This window comes from Flammeovirgaceae bacterium (genome assembly GCA_015180985.1).
Lineage (GTDB): Bacteria > Bacteroidota > Bacteroidia > Cytophagales > Cyclobacteriaceae > UBA2336.
On record CP054185.1, the window covers coordinates 1,367,711 to 1,388,793 of the forward strand.

At 46.4% G+C, this 21,083-nt stretch carries 22 protein-coding genes; 12 read left to right on the forward strand and 10 right to left on the reverse strand.

Going from position 1 to position 21,083, the window contains the following annotated elements; translation table 11 throughout:
- Positions 1–465 precede the first annotated feature (465 nt).
- The gene (locus tag HRU69_06470; protein QOI97155.1) at positions 466–765 is read right to left on the reverse strand and encodes a hypothetical protein; all 300 of its coding nucleotides are present in this window, start codon (positions 763–765) and stop codon (positions 466–468) included.
- A 467-nt stretch (positions 766–1,232) separates the two neighbouring features.
- On the opposite strand from HRU69_06470, the gene HRU69_06475 reads away from it, so the two are divergent.
- Positions 1,233–1,919 (forward strand): nicotinamide mononucleotide transporter, encoded by a 687-nt coding sequence (locus HRU69_06475; protein QOI97156.1) that lies wholly within the window; start codon positions 1,233–1,235, stop codon positions 1,917–1,919.
- On the opposite strand, the gene HRU69_06480 is transcribed toward HRU69_06475, so the two are convergent.
- Together HRU69_06480 and HRU69_06485 are read right to left on the reverse strand one after the other, a co-directional pair.
- The gene (locus HRU69_06480; protein ID QOI97157.1) at positions 1,892–2,188 is read right to left on the reverse strand and encodes a type II toxin-antitoxin system RelE/ParE family toxin; all 297 of its coding nucleotides are present in this window, start codon (positions 2,186–2,188) and stop codon (positions 1,892–1,894) included. The two genes, HRU69_06475 and HRU69_06480, sit on opposite strands and share 28 nt — an antisense overlap.
- The gene (locus tag HRU69_06485; protein ID QOI97158.1) at positions 2,170–2,388 is read right to left on the reverse strand and encodes a hypothetical protein; all 219 of its coding nucleotides are present in this window, start codon (positions 2,386–2,388) and stop codon (positions 2,170–2,172) included. Before HRU69_06485 ends, HRU69_06480 begins: the two co-directional genes overlap by 19 nt.
- Positions 2,389–2,486: 98 nt before the next feature.
- Here HRU69_06485 and HRU69_06490 point away from each other — a divergent pair, with 98 nt between their 5' ends.
- On the forward strand, positions 2,487–2,966 hold the full coding sequence (locus HRU69_06490; protein ID QOI98846.1) for an ATP-binding protein: 480 nt from the start codon (positions 2,487–2,489) through the stop codon (positions 2,964–2,966).
- Here HRU69_06490 and HRU69_06495 read toward each other — a convergent pair.
- The gene (locus tag HRU69_06495; protein ID QOI97159.1) at positions 2,960–4,240 is read right to left on the reverse strand and encodes a sugar MFS transporter; all 1,281 of its coding nucleotides are present in this window, start codon (positions 4,238–4,240) and stop codon (positions 2,960–2,962) included. The genes HRU69_06490 and HRU69_06495 overlap by 7 nt on opposite strands.
- A gap of 58 nt (positions 4,241–4,298) precedes the next feature.
- Here HRU69_06495 and HRU69_06500 point away from each other — a divergent pair, with 58 nt between their 5' ends.
- Entirely contained in the window at positions 4,299–5,231 is a 933-nt protein-coding gene (locus HRU69_06500; protein QOI97160.1) for a nucleotidyltransferase, read from the forward strand.
- A 52-nt stretch (positions 5,232–5,283) separates the two neighbouring features.
- Here HRU69_06500 and HRU69_06505 read toward each other — a convergent pair whose 3' ends face one another.
- Entirely contained in the window at positions 5,284–5,703 is a 420-nt protein-coding gene (locus HRU69_06505; protein ID QOI97161.1) for a nucleoside-diphosphate kinase, read from the reverse strand.
- 126 nt (positions 5,704–5,829) lie between these two features.
- Here HRU69_06505 and HRU69_06510 point away from each other — a divergent pair, with 126 nt between their 5' ends.
- From HRU69_06510 to secDF, 7 genes are all read left to right on the forward strand, one after another.
- A complete protein-coding gene (locus HRU69_06510; GenBank protein ID QOI97162.1) occupies positions 5,830–6,858 on the forward strand; it encodes a bifunctional oligoribonuclease/PAP phosphatase NrnA in 1,029 nt (342 codons plus the stop codon).
- Positions 6,842–7,795, forward strand: a complete 954-nt coding sequence (locus tag HRU69_06515) for an FKBP-type peptidyl-prolyl cis-trans isomerase (protein QOI97163.1) — start codon at positions 6,842–6,844, stop codon at positions 7,793–7,795. Before HRU69_06510 ends, HRU69_06515 begins: the two co-directional genes overlap by 17 nt.
- Positions 7,796–7,797: 2 nt before the next feature.
- Positions 7,798–8,283 carry an FKBP-type peptidyl-prolyl cis-trans isomerase gene (locus HRU69_06520; GenBank protein QOI97164.1) on the forward strand — a complete coding sequence of 162 codons (486 nt, stop codon included), beginning with the start codon at positions 7,798–7,800 and terminating at the stop codon, positions 8,281–8,283.
- Positions 8,284–8,286: 3 nt separating this feature from the next.
- A complete protein-coding gene (gene rdgB / locus HRU69_06525; protein QOI97165.1) occupies positions 8,287–8,874 on the forward strand; it encodes an RdgB/HAM1 family non-canonical purine NTP pyrophosphatase in 588 nt (195 codons plus the stop codon).
- A gap of 33 nt (positions 8,875–8,907) precedes the next feature.
- A complete protein-coding gene (locus tag HRU69_06530; protein ID QOI97166.1) occupies positions 8,908–9,540 on the forward strand; it encodes a uridine kinase in 633 nt (210 codons plus the stop codon).
- Between the two features lie 53 nt (positions 9,541–9,593).
- Positions 9,594–9,935 (forward strand): hypothetical protein, encoded by a 342-nt coding sequence (locus HRU69_06535; protein ID QOI97167.1) that lies wholly within the window; start codon positions 9,594–9,596, stop codon positions 9,933–9,935.
- 89 nt (positions 9,936–10,024) lie between these two features.
- A complete protein-coding gene (gene secDF / locus HRU69_06540; GenBank protein QOI97168.1) occupies positions 10,025–13,042 on the forward strand; it encodes a protein translocase subunit SecDF in 3,018 nt (1,005 codons plus the stop codon).
- Positions 13,043–13,207: 165 nt separating this feature from the next.
- Here secDF and HRU69_06545 read toward each other — a convergent pair whose 3' ends face one another.
- From HRU69_06545 to recQ, 5 genes are all read right to left on the reverse strand, one after another.
- On the reverse strand, positions 13,208–13,681 hold the full coding sequence (locus HRU69_06545; protein ID QOI97169.1) for a gliding motility lipoprotein GldH: 474 nt from the start codon (positions 13,679–13,681) through the stop codon (positions 13,208–13,210).
- On the reverse strand, positions 13,678–14,829 hold the full coding sequence (locus tag HRU69_06550) for a Signal peptidase-like protein (GenBank protein ID QOI97170.1): 1,152 nt from the start codon (positions 14,827–14,829) through the stop codon (positions 13,678–13,680). The genes HRU69_06545 and HRU69_06550 overlap by 4 nt, the downstream gene beginning before the upstream one ends.
- Positions 14,830–14,836: 7 nt before the next feature.
- Positions 14,837–15,187, reverse strand: coding sequence for a type II toxin-antitoxin system VapC family toxin (locus HRU69_06555; GenBank protein QOI97171.1), 351 nt, complete (start codon positions 15,185–15,187; stop codon positions 14,837–14,839).
- 134 nt (positions 15,188–15,321) lie between these two features.
- The gene (gene purD / locus HRU69_06560; GenBank protein QOI97172.1) at positions 15,322–16,650 is read right to left on the reverse strand and encodes a phosphoribosylamine--glycine ligase; all 1,329 of its coding nucleotides are present in this window, start codon (positions 16,648–16,650) and stop codon (positions 15,322–15,324) included.
- A gap of 58 nt (positions 16,651–16,708) precedes the next feature.
- A complete protein-coding gene (recQ, locus tag HRU69_06565) occupies positions 16,709–18,898 on the reverse strand; it encodes a DNA helicase RecQ (GenBank protein QOI98847.1) in 2,190 nt (729 codons plus the stop codon).
- Between the two features lie 74 nt (positions 18,899–18,972).
- Between recQ and HRU69_06570 the strand changes: the two genes are divergently transcribed.
- Together HRU69_06570 and HRU69_06575 are read left to right on the forward strand one after the other, a co-directional pair.
- The gene (locus tag HRU69_06570) at positions 18,973–19,941 is read left to right on the forward strand and encodes a KpsF/GutQ family sugar-phosphate isomerase (GenBank protein QOI97173.1); all 969 of its coding nucleotides are present in this window, start codon (positions 18,973–18,975) and stop codon (positions 19,939–19,941) included.
- Positions 19,942–19,984: 43 nt separating this feature from the next.
- Positions 19,985–21,064, forward strand: coding sequence for a mannose-1-phosphate guanylyltransferase (locus HRU69_06575; GenBank protein QOI97174.1), 1,080 nt, complete (start codon positions 19,985–19,987; stop codon positions 21,062–21,064).
- Positions 21,065–21,083: the final 19 nt, after the last annotated feature.

Genomic DNA, 21,083 nt, shown 5'->3' on the forward strand with positions numbered 1-21,083 from the left:
GTTGCTTAGTCGTTACCGCGTATCTCCGTATATTTTATATGAAATTTCTTGTATAAGGACGCCCCTGCCGGTTTCCGGACCTGTAATCGTTAGTATATTATTGCTAGTTTTCCAACGTAATTCGGGCTTGGGCCCTTTCGTATTCAATGAGTTTAGCTTTCTCTCCATTGCAGGCGAAGTCATAAGGACATGGCCGTTAGCGTAAAATATGTACTTCATACCTTTAACTATAGGAAGGAGGCGCTTCTCTGTTCCGTCACAATTTAGTTGATGCGAAATAAGCCATTCTCCAATCAGGGCATTATCACGGCTGCTTTCAGTTTTTTTTTGTGAATAAAGATTGCCCCACATAAACTGTATAATCACAAACAGAAAGCTGAAAATTGAAATTTGCATAGGCTATACTATTTATAAAATCAGTAACAGGAAAGCTTTAAGCTTTCCTGTTACATAAAAACTATCCTGTCATTCACTAATACATGCCATCAACATCCCATAAAGAAATGCTGCGGAGAATCCATAAAGAGCTTCTTGAGGGCTTCCGGAAGGTGAATCTATGTAGTTAAAAAGAGCATCAGTCCAAGCCATAAAAATCTCCAAACACCCATCACCATTGCTTGTTGAAATGGCTTCATATCCGTTGTAATCCGGAATATTAATGTTCGCAGTTACGTTAGGGGTTGAACTTGGCCCGGTGGCCGTACTGAATGAACTTAGCGCAAAAATTGCTACTAGGGCAAATACGCTTAACATGATTTTTCTCATCGTTTTAAGGGTTTATGGTTAAGAATTTAACTCAACCCGGTTGCGCACAGGGGTCTTAACAGTAAAAGTATAGCCTTTTTTTTTTTTTTTTCAAAATGGTTTTGGGTATACCTTACGCGTGTGCTTTTTGTACTAAATTCTTCATTAAAGTTTAGGTTTACCGTAAAAAACTGAATATCTACACGTTTTCTTTAGCCGGAATGATGTAAGTTTCAGCGCGGTTTTGGCAATTAGTAAAGATGTAAGTAGCAAGACATAAGTAGTAAGTATGGTCAGTCTTACGTCTTGCTACTTACATTTTAACTACTTACGTCTTATGTCTTGCGTCTTACTACTTACGTCTTAAAATGAGCAGTAAGATATAAGTAGCAAGACATAAGTAGTAAGTATGGTCGGTCTTAACATTCTGCTACTTACATCTTACTACTTACGTCTTATGTCTTGCGTCTTACTACTTACGTCTTAAAATGAGTTTCTTCAACATCAGCAACACCTTCTTCGAACTCTGGGGCTACCCCATGAGCTACCTGGAGTTTTTCGGCACGGTGGCAGGGTTTGTGGCGGTGTACCTGGCCTCACGCGCCAACATCTGGAGCTGGCCCATCGGCATCATCAACGTTACGTTGTTTTTCTTCCTGTTCTACCAGGTGCAGCTCTACCCCGATATGTTTTTGCAGGTTTTCTTTTTTGTAACCAACCTGCTGGGCTGGTGGCGGTGGGCACACCCCAAACCGTTTGAAGAAGACCGAAAGAAAGAACTGAAGGTTAGCTACATGCCTGCGCGGCAGTTGCTGGTGCTCACTGTCGCTGGGCTTGCCGGCACCTTGCTATTCGGCTCGCTGGCCAGCCGGTTGCACGAGTGGTTTCCGGTAATTTTCAACAAGCCGAGCGCCTTTCCGTACCTCGATTCATTTGTTACCGTGATGAGCATCATTACCACCTTTCTCATGATTCAAAAGAAAATTGAAAGCTGGATCATCTGGATTGTGGTGGATGTGGTGGCCACGTATATGTACTATATGAAGGAAATAAAATTTGTGGCCCTCGAATACCTTGTCTTTTGTTTTATCGCGGCCTACGGGTTATGGAACTGGCGGAGGGAGTATTTATCATACGATAGTAGCGGTCAGGCAAAACGTTTTTCCGGATCCTGACGATTATCCCAAACTGAAACAATTTCAATCGTTGATTTATGAACCTCGTAAAAGATCAGGTAATTGCCTTTGATAAGTACGCGGGTTGTGCCGTTTTCGGTTAGCCGACCAAGGTAATTATTTTTTACAAGCAAGGTTGTCAATGCCTCCACTGAATCAATCAGCTTAAGGCTGTAGGATATGCTTTTGTTTCGCTCAATGTAAAATTCAAGTATGTTCTTAAATTCTTCTTCGGCCCGGTTGGACCAGATTATTTTCTTTTTACCCATGATCGGAGCGAGGATAATACTTGCTTGTTCTCCTTGTACAGACCTTTTTTTAACTCCTTGCGGCTTATTTCTATACTCTTCTTTTGCTGAGAAGTCAATGGAAATAATTCTTCTTCAGCAGAAATTTTAATAAGCTTCAGTGAGGCTAATTCATCAAGTATTTTTCTGGCCTTCGGGTTGAGTACTTTTACCTGCAGCATTTTCAATAGGTTTTCATAAAATTACAAAGAATTACCTGCTTGTGATTAACAATATTCTACTTGTTTGCTTCTACGGCCCTGAAAGCACCGGCAAAACGATGATGGCCAAAAAAATGGCCGAACACTACAATACCCAGTGGGTGCCTGAGGTAGCACGCGAGTTAATCACAACCAACACATTTAACCGTGAGGACATCATCAACATTGGCCGGGCACAAACCGAACGGATTTTTCAGAAAGCCCGCAAGGCAAACAAACTCCTTTTCTGCGATACCGACCTGATTACCACCCAGATTTACTCACGCCATTACCTGGGGGTAGTGCCGCCCGTTTTATATGAACTTGAAAAGATGGTTGAATACGACCGCTACTTTCTGTTTGATGTGGATGTGCCCTGGGTGAGTGACGGCCTGCGCGACATTGGTGAACAAAGCAGACGACAACAGATGATCGAAATCTTTAAGTCGGAGTTAGACCGCAGAAGAATTGGTTACGTTCTCGTTCAGGGTGATTGGGAAGAACGTGAAAGCATCATTCATCGTGAAGTGCAGAACCTGATTCGCAACACAAATCAGTAAGGATTTTTGCCTGCGCGGTAGCCCCAGCCTGCGTAATAAAAAATGTAGAGGTAACAAGGCAGTACACACCAGAAGAAAGCTGCCTGCGAGCTGAGCGCAATGCCATCCGGATCAACGAGGCGCCCGTAAACCTGGGGGATGATGGCTCCACCGGCAATGCCCATAATCAGCAAGGCCGAACCGATTTTGGTAAACCGGCCAAGCCCATCAATAGCAAGCGGAAAAATGGCCGGCCACATCAACGCGTTGGCCAGGCCCAGCAAGGCGATAAACAGAATGCTGATGTAGCCGGTTGTGAAATAGGCCAGTGTAGCAAACACTACCCCGGTAATGGCCGAGTACTTCAGCGCGTCCTGCTGCCGGATGTATTTCGGAATGGTAATGATGCCGATGATGTACCCAACTACCATCGACCACAAGGTGTATGATGTAAAATTTTTGGTTTCGTCCAGGCTCATGCCCAGCGCTTTTCCGTACGGACCGATCACATCCCCTGCCATTACTTCGGCACCCACGTACACAAAAATGCAAAGCGCCCCGAGCAACAGATGCGGAAACTGAAAGATGCTGGTTTTACCTGTCGGTGCCTGGCTTTCAGCATCCTCCTGTTCGGTTTCAATTTCCGGTAACGATGAAAACCAGATCATCAGCGCCAGCAGGCCAAGCACCAGGGCCATGATGATGTAGGGCATAACAATGCGCTGCGCCAGCGAGTGCATCAGTTCAATCTTTAGCTGTTCATCGGTAGCCGAAAGAATCTGCGATTCAATTTCCGAGGCACCGCTTAGTACTATTGCACTTAATATTAACGGACTCAACGCTCCGGCTACTTTATTGCAAATACCCATAATGGATATTCGTTTTGCTGCCGATTCAATGGGGCCGATAATGGAGATGTATGGATTGGAGGCCGTTTGAAGAATGGATAGCCCCATACCTTGAACAAACAAACCCGTTAAGAATAAACCGAAGCTGCGTGCATTGGCTGCCGGAATAAACAACAGGGCCCCGGCAGCCATTACTACCAGGCCGAGGGCCATGCCTTTTTTAAAACCGGTTTTGTTGAGTATGAAGGATGAGGGGATGGCGAGGAAAAAATACGCCATGTAAAAAGCAAATGTTACTAGTAATGCCTGGCCATCGGTTTTTAGTCCGCAGGCCAGTTTTAAGAAGGGTATGAGCGTGCCGTTAAGCCAGGTAACAAACCCGAAAATGAAAAACAAAATACCGATAATGACGATTGAGTAGGTATAATGATTGCCCTTTTGCTGCATACCGTTATTTTTGATTGTAAATAATTTCCGAGTATACAGTAAAATCAACAAAGCACAAATGAGCGCACCCCGTAAATTAACCCTGCTGGTACTGGCGGCCGGTATCGGCAGCCGCTATGGCGGCATTAAACAGATTGACGGTTTTGGCCCGAATGGCGAAACCATTATGGACTACTCGCTGTACGATGCCATCCGGGCGGGTTTCACCAAGGTGGTTTTCATTGTGCGCGATGAAATACTGGAAATCGTGAAGGAAAAATTCCTGCCCAAACTCAAAGGCAAGGTTGAGGTGGAGTTTGTCATTCAATCCATGGATAAACTGGTGCCGAAAGAATTTCAGAATCCCGAACGGAAGAAACCCTGGGGTACCGGCCATGCCATGTTGTGTGCAAAAGATGTGATTCACGAACCCTTTGCCGTTATTAATGCCGATGATTTTTATGGACGTGCTGCCTTTAAGAATGTGGCCGATTTTTTCAACACCCCCCTTAATTCCCCCTCAAGGGGGGAAATGCAAGGAGGCATTCATGCATTAGTTGGCTATACATTAAAAAATGTGCTTTCTGATTACGGCAGTGTTTCGCGCGGGGTAGGCGAGGAGGATGCCAACGGATTTCTTACCTCGGTGGTAGAGCGCAAAACAATCGTGAAGGAAAATGGAAAAATCATTGCAAAGGAACCCGAAGGTGATATTGTAATGAACCCGGAAGCGAAAACGTCCATGAACTTCTGGGGTTTTCACCCGTCTATTTTTCCAATTTCTGAAAAACTGTTTTATGATTTTTTAAAGAACAATTATCAGGATATAAAGGCCGAGTTCTTCATTCCCATCATCGCCAACTCACTGGTGAAAAGCGGAGAGGGGAAAATAAAAGTGATATCCGGTGGAGACATCTGGTTTGGCGTAACCTACCAGGAGGATAAAGAAGAAGTGGTGGGTAAAATCAGGGAGTTAATCACAAAGGGTGATTATCCTGCAAAGCTGTGGTAAGAAAATGGTCTCCGGTTGCCTGTAACCGGTAACATGCAACCGGCAACCGATTTTAAAACTGCTCCAGTCTCGAAAAGAAAAAGTTTCCCTCTATTTCCGCATTCGCATCACTGTCGGAGCCGTGGATAGCATTCGCCTCGATGGATTTGGCAAACAGGTTGCGAATAGTACCGGGCGCAGCCTTTTGCGGATCGGTTGAGCCAATAAGTGTTCTGAAATCTTCTACGGCATTTTCTTTCTCCAGAATCATCGGCACAATAGGCCCTGACGACATGTAGTTGCACAGGTCGTTGTAAAACGGCCGCTCTTTATGGATGGCATAGAACTGGCCCGCGCGTTCTTTTGTTAACAACGTTTTTTTCATCGCTACAATCCGAAAGCCTGCTTCTTCAATCATTTTGGTAATTGCCCCGGTGTTGCCGGCCGATACAGCATCGGGCTTAATCATGGTAAATGTTCTGTTTCCTGCCATTGTATTACTGTTTTCAACTTTTCGGGCGCAAAAATAAGGGTTATTCTATGAAATCCGCCCGGTGCGGGTAAAAACTCAAATCCGGCAATTCCTCCTTATTTTTGCCCCTTGCCACCAAACCCGGTAATGAAAAATTTAAGCGTGTTCAAGCAGTTTATGAGCCAGCCGCGCAGGGTGGTTATCGTTACGCACCACAAACCCGATGCCGATGCGCTGGGCTCTTCACTAGGGTTGTGGGGTTATCTTATCAACTGCGGGCACACGGCACAGGTTATTACACCTAGCGATTACCCTGCTTTTCTTCACTGGATGCCCGGCAATGATAACGTGCTGATTGATGAAGAGAAGAACAAACAGTCGATTATCCGCCACTTTGAAAGTGCTGAAATTATCTTTTGCCTCGATTTTTCATCGTTGAACCGCGTCAACAACCTGGGTGATGCCGTTCGGAAATCACCGGGAAAGAAAGTGTTGATTGACCACCACCTGGAACCGGAGCATTTTGCCGATTTTGAACAGTGGGACCCGAAGGCTGCATCAACCGCGGGCCTGGTGTACGAGTTGATAATCGAGCTGGGCCATCGCGAAAAAATTACACCAGCCATAGCCGATTGCCTGTATGCCGGCCTGATGACCGATACGGGTGGCTTCAGGCATAACAACACCAGACGCGAGGAGTTTATGATTGCCTCTGATTTGGTTTCAATGGGCGCCAACCCGACAAAAGTTTCCAAACTGATATACGATACCAATACACTGGATCGGCTTCGGTTAATGGGTTTTGTACTCAGCGAAAAGCTTATCGTATTGCCCGAATTCAACACGGCTTACATGACCCTGTCGCAGCAGGAACTAAAGCGCTTCGGCTCCCAAACCGGTGACACCGAAGGTTTTGTAAACTACGGTCTTTCCATAAAAGGCATCAGGCTGTCGGTAATGATATATGAACGAAGTGATGAAATTAAACTCTCGTTTCGCTCACTCGGAAACTTTTCAGTGAATGAACTGGCGCGTAAATATTTTGAAGGAGGAGGACATAAAAATGCTGCTGGCGGCTCCAGCAAACTTTCCTTGCAGGCCACTACGCAAAAATTCTTAGCTTTGCTGCCCGAATACAAACCGCAGCTTACTGCTGCCGATGATTCTGAGTATTAACCTGATTATTCCTATTAAATCCAACTACATGAGAAATGCAATTTTTGCTTGCTGCCTGGCCGCTTTGCTGGCAGGTTGTTCTGAAAACGTGAAAGAAACACCCAGCGGACTTAAATATAAAGTGATTAAAAGCGGTGATGGCGTGCGGGCCCGGGTGGGGGAAATCCTGGTTTTTGATTATGCCCTAACCGACTCAAAAGATTCGGTATGGACCAGCACAATAGATAATGGTTTTCCTTCTGCTTACATGGTTAACGACAGCAGCGCCATTCCTCAGGAGAACGGCATCATCCAGATGCTGCGCCAACTTTCAAAGGGGGATAGTGTTGTGGTGGATATCTCCATTTCCGAGTTCTTCAAGAAACTCAGCCGCAGGCCCATTCCCGAAAACCTGGACAGCACCCTGATGATGCGTTACCAGTTCCGTGTGAATGAAATTATGAACAACGAAAAATTCATGACCTACGAGCAGGAACTGATGAATAACTTCCTGATCAATCAACTGAAAAGAGATACACGGAAAATTGATGCGTACCTGAATGAAAGGGGTATTAAAGCCGATACGCTGCCATCGGGTTTGCGGTATGTTATTACCTCACCCGGAACGGGCGAAACGGCCAAGTCCGGACAAACGGTTAAGGTAAACTATACCGGCTACCTGTTAAACGGCCCGTATTTCGACTCCAGCATTCAATCGGTTGCCGAGGAAAAAAATCTTTATGACCCGGGTCGCACGTACGGCCCTTATGAAGTAACCATTGATCAATCCAGTGTAATACAGGGTTGGCACGATGCGTTAAAAACCATGAATAAAGGAGCAAAGGGGACTTTCTATATTCCATCAACGCTCGCGTATGGCCCGCAGCAACGCAGCGCAGTGATTAAACCCAATTCCATTTTAGTGTTTGAACTGGAGATGGTTGACATTGCCAACTAACCATGCGGGTTGCGTTTATTCTTTTAGGTTTTTTGGCATTACAGGTTAGGTGCAGTGATGATGATTGCTCAACCCGCGTATCGCAATCGCGGCTGGATGCCGTGAACCAGGCAAAACTCGAACAGGATATTGCGGCTATTGATGCGTACCTTGATGGAGAAGGTATTATCGCAGTGCAGGATCCAACCGGTGTTCGATACATGATAACACTGGAAGGATCTGGCGCAAAGCCTTGTTTGGAATCAAGTATAACGTTTAAGTATACGGGCATGTTATTGGATGGAACTGTGTTTGACGTAAACACCATTGGGTTAACCTATCCGTTAAAGAGCCTTATTCTTGGGTGGCAAATTGTGTTGCCTCAGTTAAAAGCGGGCACAAAAGCAACACTGTATATTCCATCGGGCTACGGCTATGGAACTATTGCGCTGCCGGGTATTCCGGCAAACTCAAACCTTATTTTTGAGATCGAACTTGTTTCGGTTTAGCCTGTGAAAACAATTGTTTTTGCCACCAATAACCGGAATAAATTGGAGGAAGTACAGCAGTTAACTGGTACTTCCATCAAAATCCGTTCATTGATAGAAATCGGTTGTGCAGAGGAATTACCGGAAACACAAAATACCATTGAAGGCAATGCTCTTCAGAAAGCGCAGTACGTTTTTAAAAAATTTAAAACCCCTTGCTTTGCCGATGACACCGGCCTGGAGGTAGAATCCCTGAATGGTGAGCCCGGGGTCTTTTCTGCCCGCTATGCAGGCGAGCACAGAAGCAGCCAGGATAATATTGACCTGTTGCTGCAAAGACTTAAAGGACAACCAAACCGGAATGCGCAATTCCGGTGTGTAATAGCACTGGTGGATGCGGGTGTTCCTGTTTTGTTTGAAGGTATTGTAAAAGGTAAGATAATTGAAACACCAAGGGGGGCCCATGGCTTTGGGTACGACTCGATTTTTCAGCCGGCCGGTTTCTCGTCAACACTGGCTGAGATGACGATGAAAGAAAAAAACGCCATCAGCCACCGGGGCATTGCGGTGATGAAACTCGTGCAGCATCTGAAAAAAAATTATGCCCGGTAACTTTTCGTTTGGTAATTTGTCCCACCAGCTACTATGAACAAACCTTTTACCATCGGCATTACCGGGGGCAGCGGATCGGGCAAGACCTATTTTTTATCGGGCCTGTCCAAACGGTTCAGCGAATCGGAGTTGTGTTTAATCTCACAGGATAATTATTACCATCCGCGTGATCAACAAAAGACGGATGAACGCGGGGTTAAAAACTTTGATTTACCCGAAGCGATCGATCACCGCCAGTTTGTGGCCGACATCAATAAACTTAAACGGGGTGAGGTGCTTACAAAAAAGGAGTACACATTCAACAATCCGGGCGTTGAACCAAAAACTCTGGTGTTTAAAACGGCCCCTCTTTTGGTAGTGGAGGGTTTGTTTGTACAGTATTTTGAAGACATTGCTAACGAATTGGACTTGAAAATATTTATCGAGGCCAAAGACTATGTTAAGCTAAGCCGTAGAATAATGCGCGATAATGAAGAGCGGGGTTACGGTCTGGATGATGTGTTATACCGGTACCACCACCATGTAATGCCGGTTTATGAAAAACTTATTGAACCACTAAAACATCAGGCCGATCTGGTCATCCCCAATAACCACCAGGTTGAACGTGCATTGGATGTACTTACCCTGGCATTAAGGGCCAAACTGGCCGGAATTGCAGCTAAGTAGGTATTTTGCGGAGCCTCTTTCAGATTCAAGGCAATTTTCTACTTTTGTAGCCCATGAAAAAAGGGCAGGCTCCATATCGCGCAATAACCCTCATTACCGGGGTTGGTATTGCTTTAGCCATTGTGGTTAGTCAGCTTTTTTATTTCCGGTTGTCCGATAGGCCGGTGAATGCCGTTGAAACGGAGCAGTCGGAAGAGGCGGCCTTCATTTCCATGCCTTCGGTTACATTGCCCTCCTCTTCTTCGGTGGTGCAAACCAACCAGGAATTTGCGTTTATTCTTGAAATTCTTCTGGAAGATTCACATCAGCACACGGATGCGGTTCCCATTACCAGTGTTTTCGATAAACTGTATCGAACCCTTTTTCGGGTGGTCATTTCCCCGAACGCACCCTGAATATTTTTATCATTTTTAACTGAACACCGTTCGGTATTCAGTCTGATCTTATCATAGAATCTTGAACCTTAAACATTGAATTAATTAGTATGCAAAACAAAGGATTTGTAGTTGTATTAACAGTTGTAATTGCTGCGTTGTGTCTTTACTATTTATCATTTACCGTGGTTTCAACACGGGTGCAGCGCAATGCCATCGCCTATGCCACCGATGCCAACGGCATTGTTGATTTGGGCAAGAAAGTGGCCTACATGGACTCGGTTTGGAATAAACCGGTGTACAACCTGTTTGGCGTTGAGTTTACCTACAAGGAAGTAAAAGACAACGAACTAAGCCTGGGCCTCGATCTGCAGGGCGGCATGCACGTAACCCTGGAAGTTTCTCCGGTTGATATCATTAAAGGCCTTAGCGGAAACAATAAGGATTCAGCTTTTGTGAAGGCATTGATAAAAGCACAGCAAAAGCAAAAAAGCAGTGAGAAAAGTTTCAGCAGCCTGTTTTTTGAATCGTACCGCGAAGATAACCCGGACGCCAAACTGGCTCATGTGTTTGCCTCAACCACCACCCGGGGCCGCATCAGCCTGAACGATCCGGATGAAAAAGTAATTGAAGTGGTGGAGCAGGAAATCGAAAGTGCTATTGATCGCTCGTACACCATCCTGAAAAACCGCCTTGACCAGTTCGGAACCTCGGCTCCCAACATTCAACGCCTGCCCGGCACGGGCCGCATCCAGATTGAGATTCCGGGTGCCGATAACCCGGCCCGTGTGCGTAAACTGTTGCAGGGCGTTGCCCGTCTTGAGTTCTGGGATGTGGTGGAGCCCAACGATATTTCTACTTCACTGATGAGCATTAACGATCTGCTCGCCAAAGAACAGCGAAGCCTGGCGTTAACGCAAACAGCCGCTTCAACAGAAGTTAAATCCGACACCAAAGCAACTTCCGATACCACTCTTACCGATTTGGAAAAGCAATTGCAAACTGCTTCGGTAACGGATACGACTAAATCCGGATTAGACTCGCTTCAGAATCTGAATGTTTCGCCTTTGTTTGCCAGGAGCACACCGGCCGGAACATTTCGGTACAGCCTCAAAGACACTGCCGAGATTAACCGAATCTTCAGGCGTGCCGATGTACGCAGCTTGTTGCCCCGTAACGTAGGCGTGTACTGGGCCAACAAGCCCGATAAAGATTTGGGTAATACCGAGGCTCTTTCGCTTTATTTTTTGGATCAGGGCCGGGGTGGCAAGCCTAAACTCACCGGTGAAGTTATTAATGATGCACGCCAGGATTTGGATGAGTACGCACGGCCGGCTGTTAGCATGACCATGAACGCCACCGGTACACGCATCTGGGCGAAGATGACAGCCGAAGCCGCGAGTAAATCACCCCGTGGAAGAATTGCCATCGTGTTGGATAACACCGTGTACAGTGCTCCGTATGTAAACGGAGAAATCCCTAACGGCAATTCACAAATAAGCGGCAACTTTACCGTAGAAGAAGCAAAAGACCTGGCCAATATTTTAAAAGCCGGTTCACTGCCTGCACCCACTAAAATTGTGGAGGAAGCAATTGTGGGCCCCACACTGGGTGAACTGGCCCGTGATCAGGGATTGATCTCAACCGTGCTGGGGCTTGCACTTGTTGTTATTTTCATGGTAATGTATTATGCCAAAGGCGGCTGGGTGGCCAACATTGCCTTGCTGTTCAACATCTTTTTCATTCTGGGTATTCTCGCGCAGCTTGATGCTTCACTCACCCTACCCGGTGTGGCCGGTATCGTGTTAACAATGGGCATGGCCGTAGATGCGAATGTGCTCATCTTTGAGCGGATTAAAGAAGAAATGCTCCATGGCCGCAAACTCAAAGATGCCGTTAAAACCGGCTATCAACGCGCCTTCTGGACGATTTTTGACTCCAACCTAACCACGCTGATCACGGCATTGTTCCTGGCGTGGCTCGGGCAGGGGCCGATTCGTGGCTTTGCCGTTACGCTGATGGTGGGTATCGCCACTTCGTTTTTCACAGCCGTTTATGTTTCGCGCGTAATCGTAGAGTGGATGACCCGCAAAGGTGACGAGAGCAAGGTTTCGTTTGATACCTTTATTGCACGGGCTGTTAAAAAAAGAAGACAATTCGAATTTGTGCGCAACAGTAAGCTGGCCTATATTATTTCATCGGCCCTGATTGTTGTCGGGCTTGCGCTGATGCTGGTAAAAGGCCTGAATATGGGTGTGGATTTTAAAGGTGGCCGCGCTTACATTGTGTCGTTTAACCAGCCGGTAGTGGCTACCAATCTGAAGGTAGGGTTAAGTGAGGCCTTTAAAAATGCCGGTACTGAGGTAAAAAACTACGGCAGTAACAGCACTGTTAAAGTAACTACCTCCTACCTGATTGATGATGACAACGATGCAGCGGACGAAAAGGTAAAGCAAACGCTGATTGCCGGGCTGGAAAAAATTACCGGCAAGCAGTATGTTGACCAGGATTCGCAACTTAACGACAGCCGCTTTACTATTTCCAGTTCCTCAAAGGTAGGAGCAACAGTAGCGGATGATATCAAGAACTCAGCCTGGGAAGCCAGCTTGTTTTCGGTGGTGGCCATCTTCATTTACATTCTCATCCGGTTCAGAAAATGGCAGTTCAGTACCGGTGCCATTGTGGCTACATTGCATGATACCTTATTTGTATTCGCGGCCTTTGCCATTGCTAATTTCTTCGGTATCAGCTTTGAAATTGACCAGGTGTTTGTGGCTGCCGTACTTACCATTATCGGGTATTCCATTAACGATACGGTGATCATTTTCGACCGGATACGCGAATACATCGGGTTGGGCACTTCGCACGATAAAAAGAAAATCGTAAACGATGCCATTAACGACACGCTGTCGCGTACCATCATTACAGCCGGTACTACCTTACTTGTGGTAATTACTTTGCTGATTTTTGGTGGTGAGGTGTTGCGTGGATTCTCGTTTGCCTTGCTGGTAGGTATAGTAGTGGGAACGTATTCTTCGGTGTTCATTGCCGCGCCCATTATCATTGACCTGGATAAAAAGGAAGAAGAAAAACCAACCGAGGTAAAGAAAGTGCCGGTTACGGCCTGAGAAGGGTTAGGTTATAGGGTATAACGGTATAAGGCATTGGGGTTTCCAATGCCTTATTTTTTATCAACTTATTTGTGTAAGAGATGCCACATTTGTTTACAGAGAGAGTAGAGTTTTAAGTTCTCGGAGTCCTGAGCTTGCGAAGGCCCTCAGCCCTATAATTATTTAATCTGCTAAATTTTTCTCAACCCTTAAACCCACCGCCCGCACGCCTTTCAGCGTATCGGTGCGCATAAATTGTTCGAACCGCATGGCATAACGGCCGCTATACGGAAACGTATGTTTACCGAGTAACAGAAAGCGGTGGTCGTAGATATCGCCAATGCCGCTTTGGCCCAGCGGCTTGCCGGTTTTTTTATCGAACAAAAATTCGGTGATTAGTTTTTGGTGCAATTCACGACCGGCTGAGTCCAGCAAATGCCAGGTAACGTATAGGTTGGCATATGGGTAAACCGACTCGTTCCGTACGGTAAGGTACAGGTTGTAGGGCTGCGTGTTGTCGGTAATTTCAAAATCAAACCGGGGCTGCTCGCCTGTCGTCCACAAGCGGTGGGTGAAGTCGTGGTTTTTTTCATAAAGCCGTGAAGAGTCGCAGCCGGCAATAGTCAGAGATAAAATTAGCATTACAAAATTTCTCATCCTTGTTTGCGTGGTTCGTTGTTGCGGTTATTGCGGTTACCACGGTTGCGTTTTTTCTTCTTTTTCTTTTTGCTCTTGCTGCTGAATTTTTTGTCGAGTTGGGCCAGGTCGCTGTTCAGCGTGGCTACAGGAATCTTTGCCTCCACTTCATCGGCCTGCAGGGTGGCTGGTTTTTTACCGGCTTTGTTCATTTCCAGTATCTGGTTTACCCGCTCTACGTTCAGCGGGTACCAGGTGTTGTCTTCGCGGTAGCCGAACCACATAATTTTACGGAAGATGTCGGTTTTCTGAAGGCGTGCTTCGCCTTGTTCGGTAAGCAAGGGGGCTTCTATTTTGGGTATGTCGCGCAGGGCATCCATGTAGGTTTCCAACTCGTAGTTAAGGCAGCATTTCAGCCTTCCGCACTGGCCGGAAAGTTTGCTGGGGTTGAGTGATAAATTTTGATAGCGTGCTGCGCTGGTGGCCACGTTTTTAAAATCGCTGAGCCAGGTGGAGCAGCACAGTTCACGCCCGCAAACCCCGATGCCGCCCAGGCGCCCGGCTTCCTGCCGTAAGCTAATCTGGCGCATCTCCACCCGTATTTTGAATTCGCCCGCCAGGATGCGGATCAGTTCACGGAAGTCTACCCGATCTTCGGCCGAGTAGTAAAAAGTGGCTTTCGTATTGTCGGCCTGGTATTCGATGTCGGAAAGCTTCATCTGAAGTTTCAAATCGCGGATGATTTCGCGCGTGCGGTACAGGGTGGGCAACTCGCGTTTTTTTACTTCCTCAAATTTCTCCAGGTCTTTGGTATGGGCCAGTCGGTAAATTTTTTTGATGTCGCTGTCGTTGGCGATTTTCTTTTTCTGCATCTGCAGCCTGACGAGCTCGCCCTGCAGCGACACATAGCCGATGTGATGGCCGGTTTGTGCCTCTACCACAACGGCATCGCCCGTAACGAGGGTGAGTTTATCGGGATTGCGGAAGTAATCTTTCCGGCCGTTTTTAAACCGTACCTCAATAACATCGAAACGATCTTCGCGGGGCATCTCCATGTTCGAGAGCCAATCGAACACGTTCATTTTGTTACAACCCCCCGTAAGGCACATACCGTTGTTGTTGCACCCTGCAACCTTCGTTCCTTTACCTGATGTACATGCGCAGCCCATAGGAGTACTATTGAATAAGCCTGAGCGATAAACCTTTAATTTTACTAAATTCCCTGTCGCGCGTAATCAAGGGTATATCCAGATGTATTGCACTGGCTGCAATCACAGAATCAGGCAATCTGATTTTTTGTTTCTGTTTCAATTCGATAACCAATTCCTTTACGGGTTTTGTTAAACCGACAATAAAGCAATCCCGAAGAAGTGTTTGAAAGAAAGACTTCTGTTTTAGAGTAATTTTATGCCATCCAAGTAATTCAATTTCAGATATGACGGATACATACAGGTTGTTTCCATCCAAATGGATGTCAATACCAGTTTTTCCTTCAGCCAGGTCAACCAAAATATCAAGACCACTCATAACGTGTTGCTCTCTGGTACTCCAGTCCGTCTAACCCCCTGACGAGTTTACCAAAATACTTTTTGGCAAGAAACCCTGTTTTTTTGGGGGGCGATGTGCTCTCGTTTTTTTTTATGACTTCCTTCGATTTTGACTTACTCCTCCTTACGCGTGTATTCATGCTCTATTTTTTCTCTTAAAGTTAGTAAATCCAATCCGATGTCTTTTCTATAATACACACCTTCCCAGTTTAGCCGGGTAACTTCCTTGTATGCTTTTTGCCTGGCAATTGAAACATCCATATTCATTCCGGTAACGGCCAACACGCGGCCTCCGTTTGTAAGTACATGGTTGTTGGCAGCCTGGGTGCCAGCATGAAATACCAGTGCCTCGGTTGCTGTGTTTAATCCGGTAATTTCTTTTCCTTTTTCAAAATCTCCGGGGTATCCGCCAGACGCCATCACTACGGTAACGGCACTTTGCTGATCGATTTCAACGGTGTGGTTTTTCAGGTTACCGGTTGCGGCAGCTAATAGTAATTCAACCAGATCGTTTTTAATCCGGGGCATTACGGCCTGTGTTTCAGGGTCGCCCATACGAACATTGTATTCTATAACGTAGGGATTACCGCCAACATTCATCAGACCGATGAAAATGAACCCGCGGTAATCAATGCCTTCCTGCTGAAGTCCGTGGATGGTTGGCTTTACAACCTGTTCTTCTACCTTGCGCATAAAGACAGCATCGGCAAAAACAACGGGCGATACTGCACCCATGCCGCCTGTGTTGGGACCGGTGTCGCCATCGCCAATGCGTTTGTAGTCTTTGGCTTCCGGAAGGATGACGTAATCCTTTCCATCGGTGAGTACAAAAACTGAAAGTTCAATTCCTTTTAAAAACTCTTCAATCAGTACTTTCCTGCCAGCTTCACCGAATTTTCCCCCACTTAGCATAGCGGTTATTTCCCGTCCGGCTTCTTCTTTATCCTCAGTAATGATTACCCCTTTACCGGCTGCCAGGCCATCGGCCTTAAGGACGATGGGCGGCTTGCACTGATTAATGTAAGCCAGTGCCTGCTGCGTTTCACCGGCATTAAATGTTTTTGCTTTGGCTGTCGGGATAGTATGCCGGAGCATGAACTGCTTGGAAAAATCCTTGCTGCCTTCCAGCCGGGCTCCGGCTTTGCCCGGCCCCAAGAGCGGTATCTTTTTAAGCTCCGGGTCGGATGCAAAATAATCTCGCAGGCCTTTTACCAGAGGCAATTCAGGACCTGTCACCAATAAATCAATACCGGTTTCTTTACAGAAATTGCCAAGCTTTTCAAAATCATCAACCGCTATGGAAATGTTTTGTGCGATGGCGGCTGTACCCGCATTGCCCGGAGCTACAAACAGGGCACCGCACAGCCGGCTTTGCTTAATTTTCCAGGCCAGGGCATGTTCGCGGCCGCCATTACCGATAAGCAAAATGTTGAGTGACTTCATAAAGGCCCCAAAGATGGGCAAACCCCTGTAAAATTCAAGCAGGCTTTAGTGCCGATGGTTAATGGGCGTACTCGCTCATAAAGGCCAGGCGGGCCAGCCTGATTTCCTCTTCGGTATAATCGGCCAGCGAGTCGTCATTCAGTGCGGCTTCCAGGCTGTCGGTTTCGGCATTCATGAAATAATCGTGAATATCGTCCAACTTGTGGGCGTCAAGCACCTGATCAATATAATAATTCAGGTTAAGTTTTGTTCCGGAGTAGCTGATGTTTTCAATTTCGGTAAGCAGTTCTTCAAAACTCAGGTTGGCCATTTCGGCAATTTCTTCCAGGTCAACTTTTTTATCGATTTGCTGAATGATGAAGATTTTTGTTTTGGATTTGTTAACCGATGACTTTACGACCACTTCGGTGGCTGTTTCAATGTCGTTGTCTTCAACGTATTTCTGAATCACTTCCAAAAACTCTTTGCCAAATTTGTTCACCTTGCCCATGCCTACACCGTTTACCTGGGCCAGGTCTTCTTTGGTGGTGGGGTAGGTGGTGGCCATTTCTTCCAGTGAAGGATCCTGAAAGATTACATAGGGAGGGAGGTTGCGTTCCTTGGCAATTTTTTTCCGAAGCGTTTTAAGCATTTCAAACAGCTTATCGTCATACGCTTTGGCGTTAACGGGTGCGCGCTCGCTGGATACTTCCTCATCTTCCAGGTCGGTGGTAAAGTCATGATCGCGGGCCAGTTCTATGGCGTGCGGCTTTTTCAAAAAGGCTTCTCCTTTTTTCGAGAGTTTCAGGGCACCGATGTTTTCGATGTCTTTTTCCAGGTATTGATAAATAAGTGCCTGCCGGATAACGGACTTCCAAAAGTCGGCATCTTCATCGCCACCTTTACCGTAAATAGCCAGGTCAAAATGGGCATAACTTTTAACGTATTCGTCCTCAATACCACGGATAACGTTTACAAGGTGATTAAGCCCGAAACGTTCGTTGGTTTGTTTAACGGCTTGCAACACCATTTTTACGTACTCCATGCCATCAAAACGTTCTCTCGGGTGCACGCAGTTATCGCACATGCCGCAGTTGTCTTCGGTAAATTCTTCACCGAAGTAGTGCAGCAGCTGGCGCCTGCGGCACACGGGTGACTCGGCATAGTATTCCATTTCCTGTAGCAGGATGCGGGCGTTTTCGCGCTCCTGCACGGATTTGTCTTTATTAAATTTTTCCAGTTTGTTCAGGTCGTTATGGCTGTAAAACATAAGGCAGTGGCCTTCCAGACCGTCACGGCCGGAGCGGCCCGTTTCCTGATAGTAGCCCTCCAGCGATTTGGGCACATCATAATGAACCACAAACCGAACATCGGGTTTATCAATGCCCATGCCGAAGGCAATGGTGGCTACTATAATGTCGATTTCTTCGTTGAGAAAAGCATCCTGATTTTTTTCCCGAACATCCGGATCCAGTCCGGCATGGTAGGGTGCTGCTTTAAATCCATTTACTGAAATCAGGTTGGCGATTTCCTCAACCTTTTTGCGGCTGAGGCAATACACAATGCCCGATTTGCCCCGGTTATCGCGCAGAAATTTAATGAGTTGTTTCTTGGTTTCCTTCTTTGGGCGCACTTCGTAGTACAGGTTCTTGCGGTTGAAGGAGCTGATGAATACATCAGCATCTTCCATCTGCAGGTTTTTCTGGATGTCAATCTGTACTTTGGGTGTTGCCGTGGCTGTAAGGGCCATGATGGGTAAATCACCCAGTTGCTGAATCATAGACTTTATCCTGCGGTACTCCGGCCGGAAGTCATGGCCCCATTCGGATATACAATGGGCTTCGTCTATGGCAACAAACGAAACTTTTACTTTTTTAAGGAATTCAATGTTTTCCTCTTTAGTAAGCGATTCAGGTGCTACATACAGCAACTTAACCGTGCCGGCCAAGGCATCTTTTTTGAGCCGTGTTATTTCGCCTTTTGACAAGGTGGAGTTAAGAAAGCGGGCATTAACACCATAGGCATTTAGCTGGTCAACCTGGTTTTTCATCAGGGCAATAAGGGGGGAGATAACCACGGCAAGGCCATCCAGCAGCAAAGCGGGCAACTGGTAACACAGCGACTTGCCGGCACCTGTGGGCATTATTACGAACGTATTTCTTCCTTCCAGCAGATTCCGGATGATAGTTTCCTGATTACCCCGGAAGTGGCCGTAGCCGAAAACCTCTTTCAGCTTCAGTTTTAATGCGTCTTTCTCTTCAACCAACATCATAATTACCTAACAACAGTTAGTGTCAAATCTTTCTATCTTTGCCTGCTGACAAAGCTAATTTTGAAAGGGAATTGAATTTAGTAAAAAATATTAAAAACATTGCACGGGAAGTATTAATAAATGAATCCCGTGCGATAGAAAATCTCACAAATTTTATTGATGACGACTTTGAGGCCTGTGTAAACGAAATTTATTCGTCAAAAGGCCGGGTTGTCATAACAGGCATTGGCAAAAGCGCCATAATAGCCAATAAAATTGTGGCTACACTAAATTCAACCGGCACGCCCGCCCTGTTTATGCATGCTGCCGATGCTATTCATGGCGATTTAGGCATGATTCAACAAGACGATATTGTTATTTGTATCTCCAAAAGTGGCAATACTCCGGAGATAAAGGTACTGGTGCCGTTACTAAAACGAAGGGGCTCCAAACTTGTTGCCCTGGTAAGCAACACCAAATCCTATCTGGCCCAACAGGCAGATTTTGTTTTGAATGCAACAATTGAGCAAGAGGCTTGCCCTAACAACCTGGCCCCTACTACCAGCACTACCGCCCACCTGGCCATGGGCGATGCCCTTGCGGTTTGCCTGGTTAACCTGCGCAATTTTACCGATGCCGATTTTGCCAAGTTTCATCCGGGCGGGGCGTTGGGTAAACAGCTTTACCTGAAGGTTTCGGATATTTCAGTAAACAATGAACTCCCGTTGGTAAGCCGCGATGCCACCCTGAGGGAAGTAATTGTGGAGATAACCTCAAAACGATTGGGGTGTACTGCCGTAGTAGATGATGACAAGAGGCTACTGGGTATTATTACCGATGGCGATTTGCGAAGAATGCTTCAGAAAAACCCCGACCTGACGGGCATCCGCGCAGGCGACATCATGACCAGCAACCCAAAGCATATTCAAAAAGACGAATTTGCTGTGAAAGCACTTCATCAAATGCAGGAGAACAATATTACCCAGCTTGTGGTAATGGATGGTGAAAAGATTAGCGGATTCATTCACCTGCATGATTTACTGAAGGAGGGCATAGCCTGATTGAACCATGAACCCTAACGCTTCCTGACACGAAGAAGCCGAAATGAAGAAAAACCTGTATGTGGTATTAATGGCCGGGGGCGTGGGAGTACGCTTCTGGCCCTATAGCCGCAACGAAAGACCCAAACAATTTCTGGATGTATTGGGTATCGGTAAAACCTTATTGCAGCTAACCTATGAACGCTTCCTGCCGCTGTGCCCGCCCGACCGGATTTACGTGGTGACCCATGAAGAGCATGCCCACCTGGTTCAGGAGCAGTTGCCCGATTTAAAAGCAGAACAAATACTGGCCGAACCCATGCGTAAAAACACCGCAGCCTGTATTGCCTATGCCAGCTACCGTATCCGTCAACACCAAAATGATGCGGTGATTATCGTTAGCCCGGCCGATCACCTGATCATGAAAGAAAATGAGTTTCAGCACGTGCTCACCCGGGCGGTTGATTACGCGCAAGAGCAAGATAAACTGATTACGCTGGGAATTACACCCTCCCGACCGGAAACCGGTTACGGCTACATTCAGTTTCTGCCCGATAAAAAGTTTATAAAAAAAGTAAAGACGTTTACTGAAAAGCCCCAGTTGGCATTGGCCAAGAAGTTTCTGGAGAGCGGTGATTTTGTGTGGAACTCCGGGATTTTTGTTTGGGGTGTTCAAGCCATCATTCGCGCACTTGAAGAGCACATGTCCGAAATGGCCGAGGCATTTGAAGAATGCAGCGAGTCGTTTGGCACAAATGAAGAGCACAAAGCGGTTGCCGAGGCGTATGCACAATGCAAAAGCATCTCCATTGATTACGGAATTATGGAAAAGGCTACCAACGTGTATGTATGTCAGGCCTCGTTTACATGGTCCGATCTGGGCTCGTGGGCTTCCATTCACGATATTTCGGCTAAAGACAAGGAGAACAACATGGTTAGCGGGCGTGTGTTGGTGTATGATTCGCGCAATTCCATTATCCGGGCCTCTTCGGCTGATAAGCTGTTGGTTGTGCAGGGCCTTAACGGGTACCTGGTGGGCGAATTTGGTAACGTGATTATTGTGTGTGAGAAAGACCGGGAAGACTTGTTCCGCCAGTTTGTAAATGATGTGAAGGCACTGAAAGGTGGAGGAGAATTTTTATAATAAAGAGGTATTCGAACAG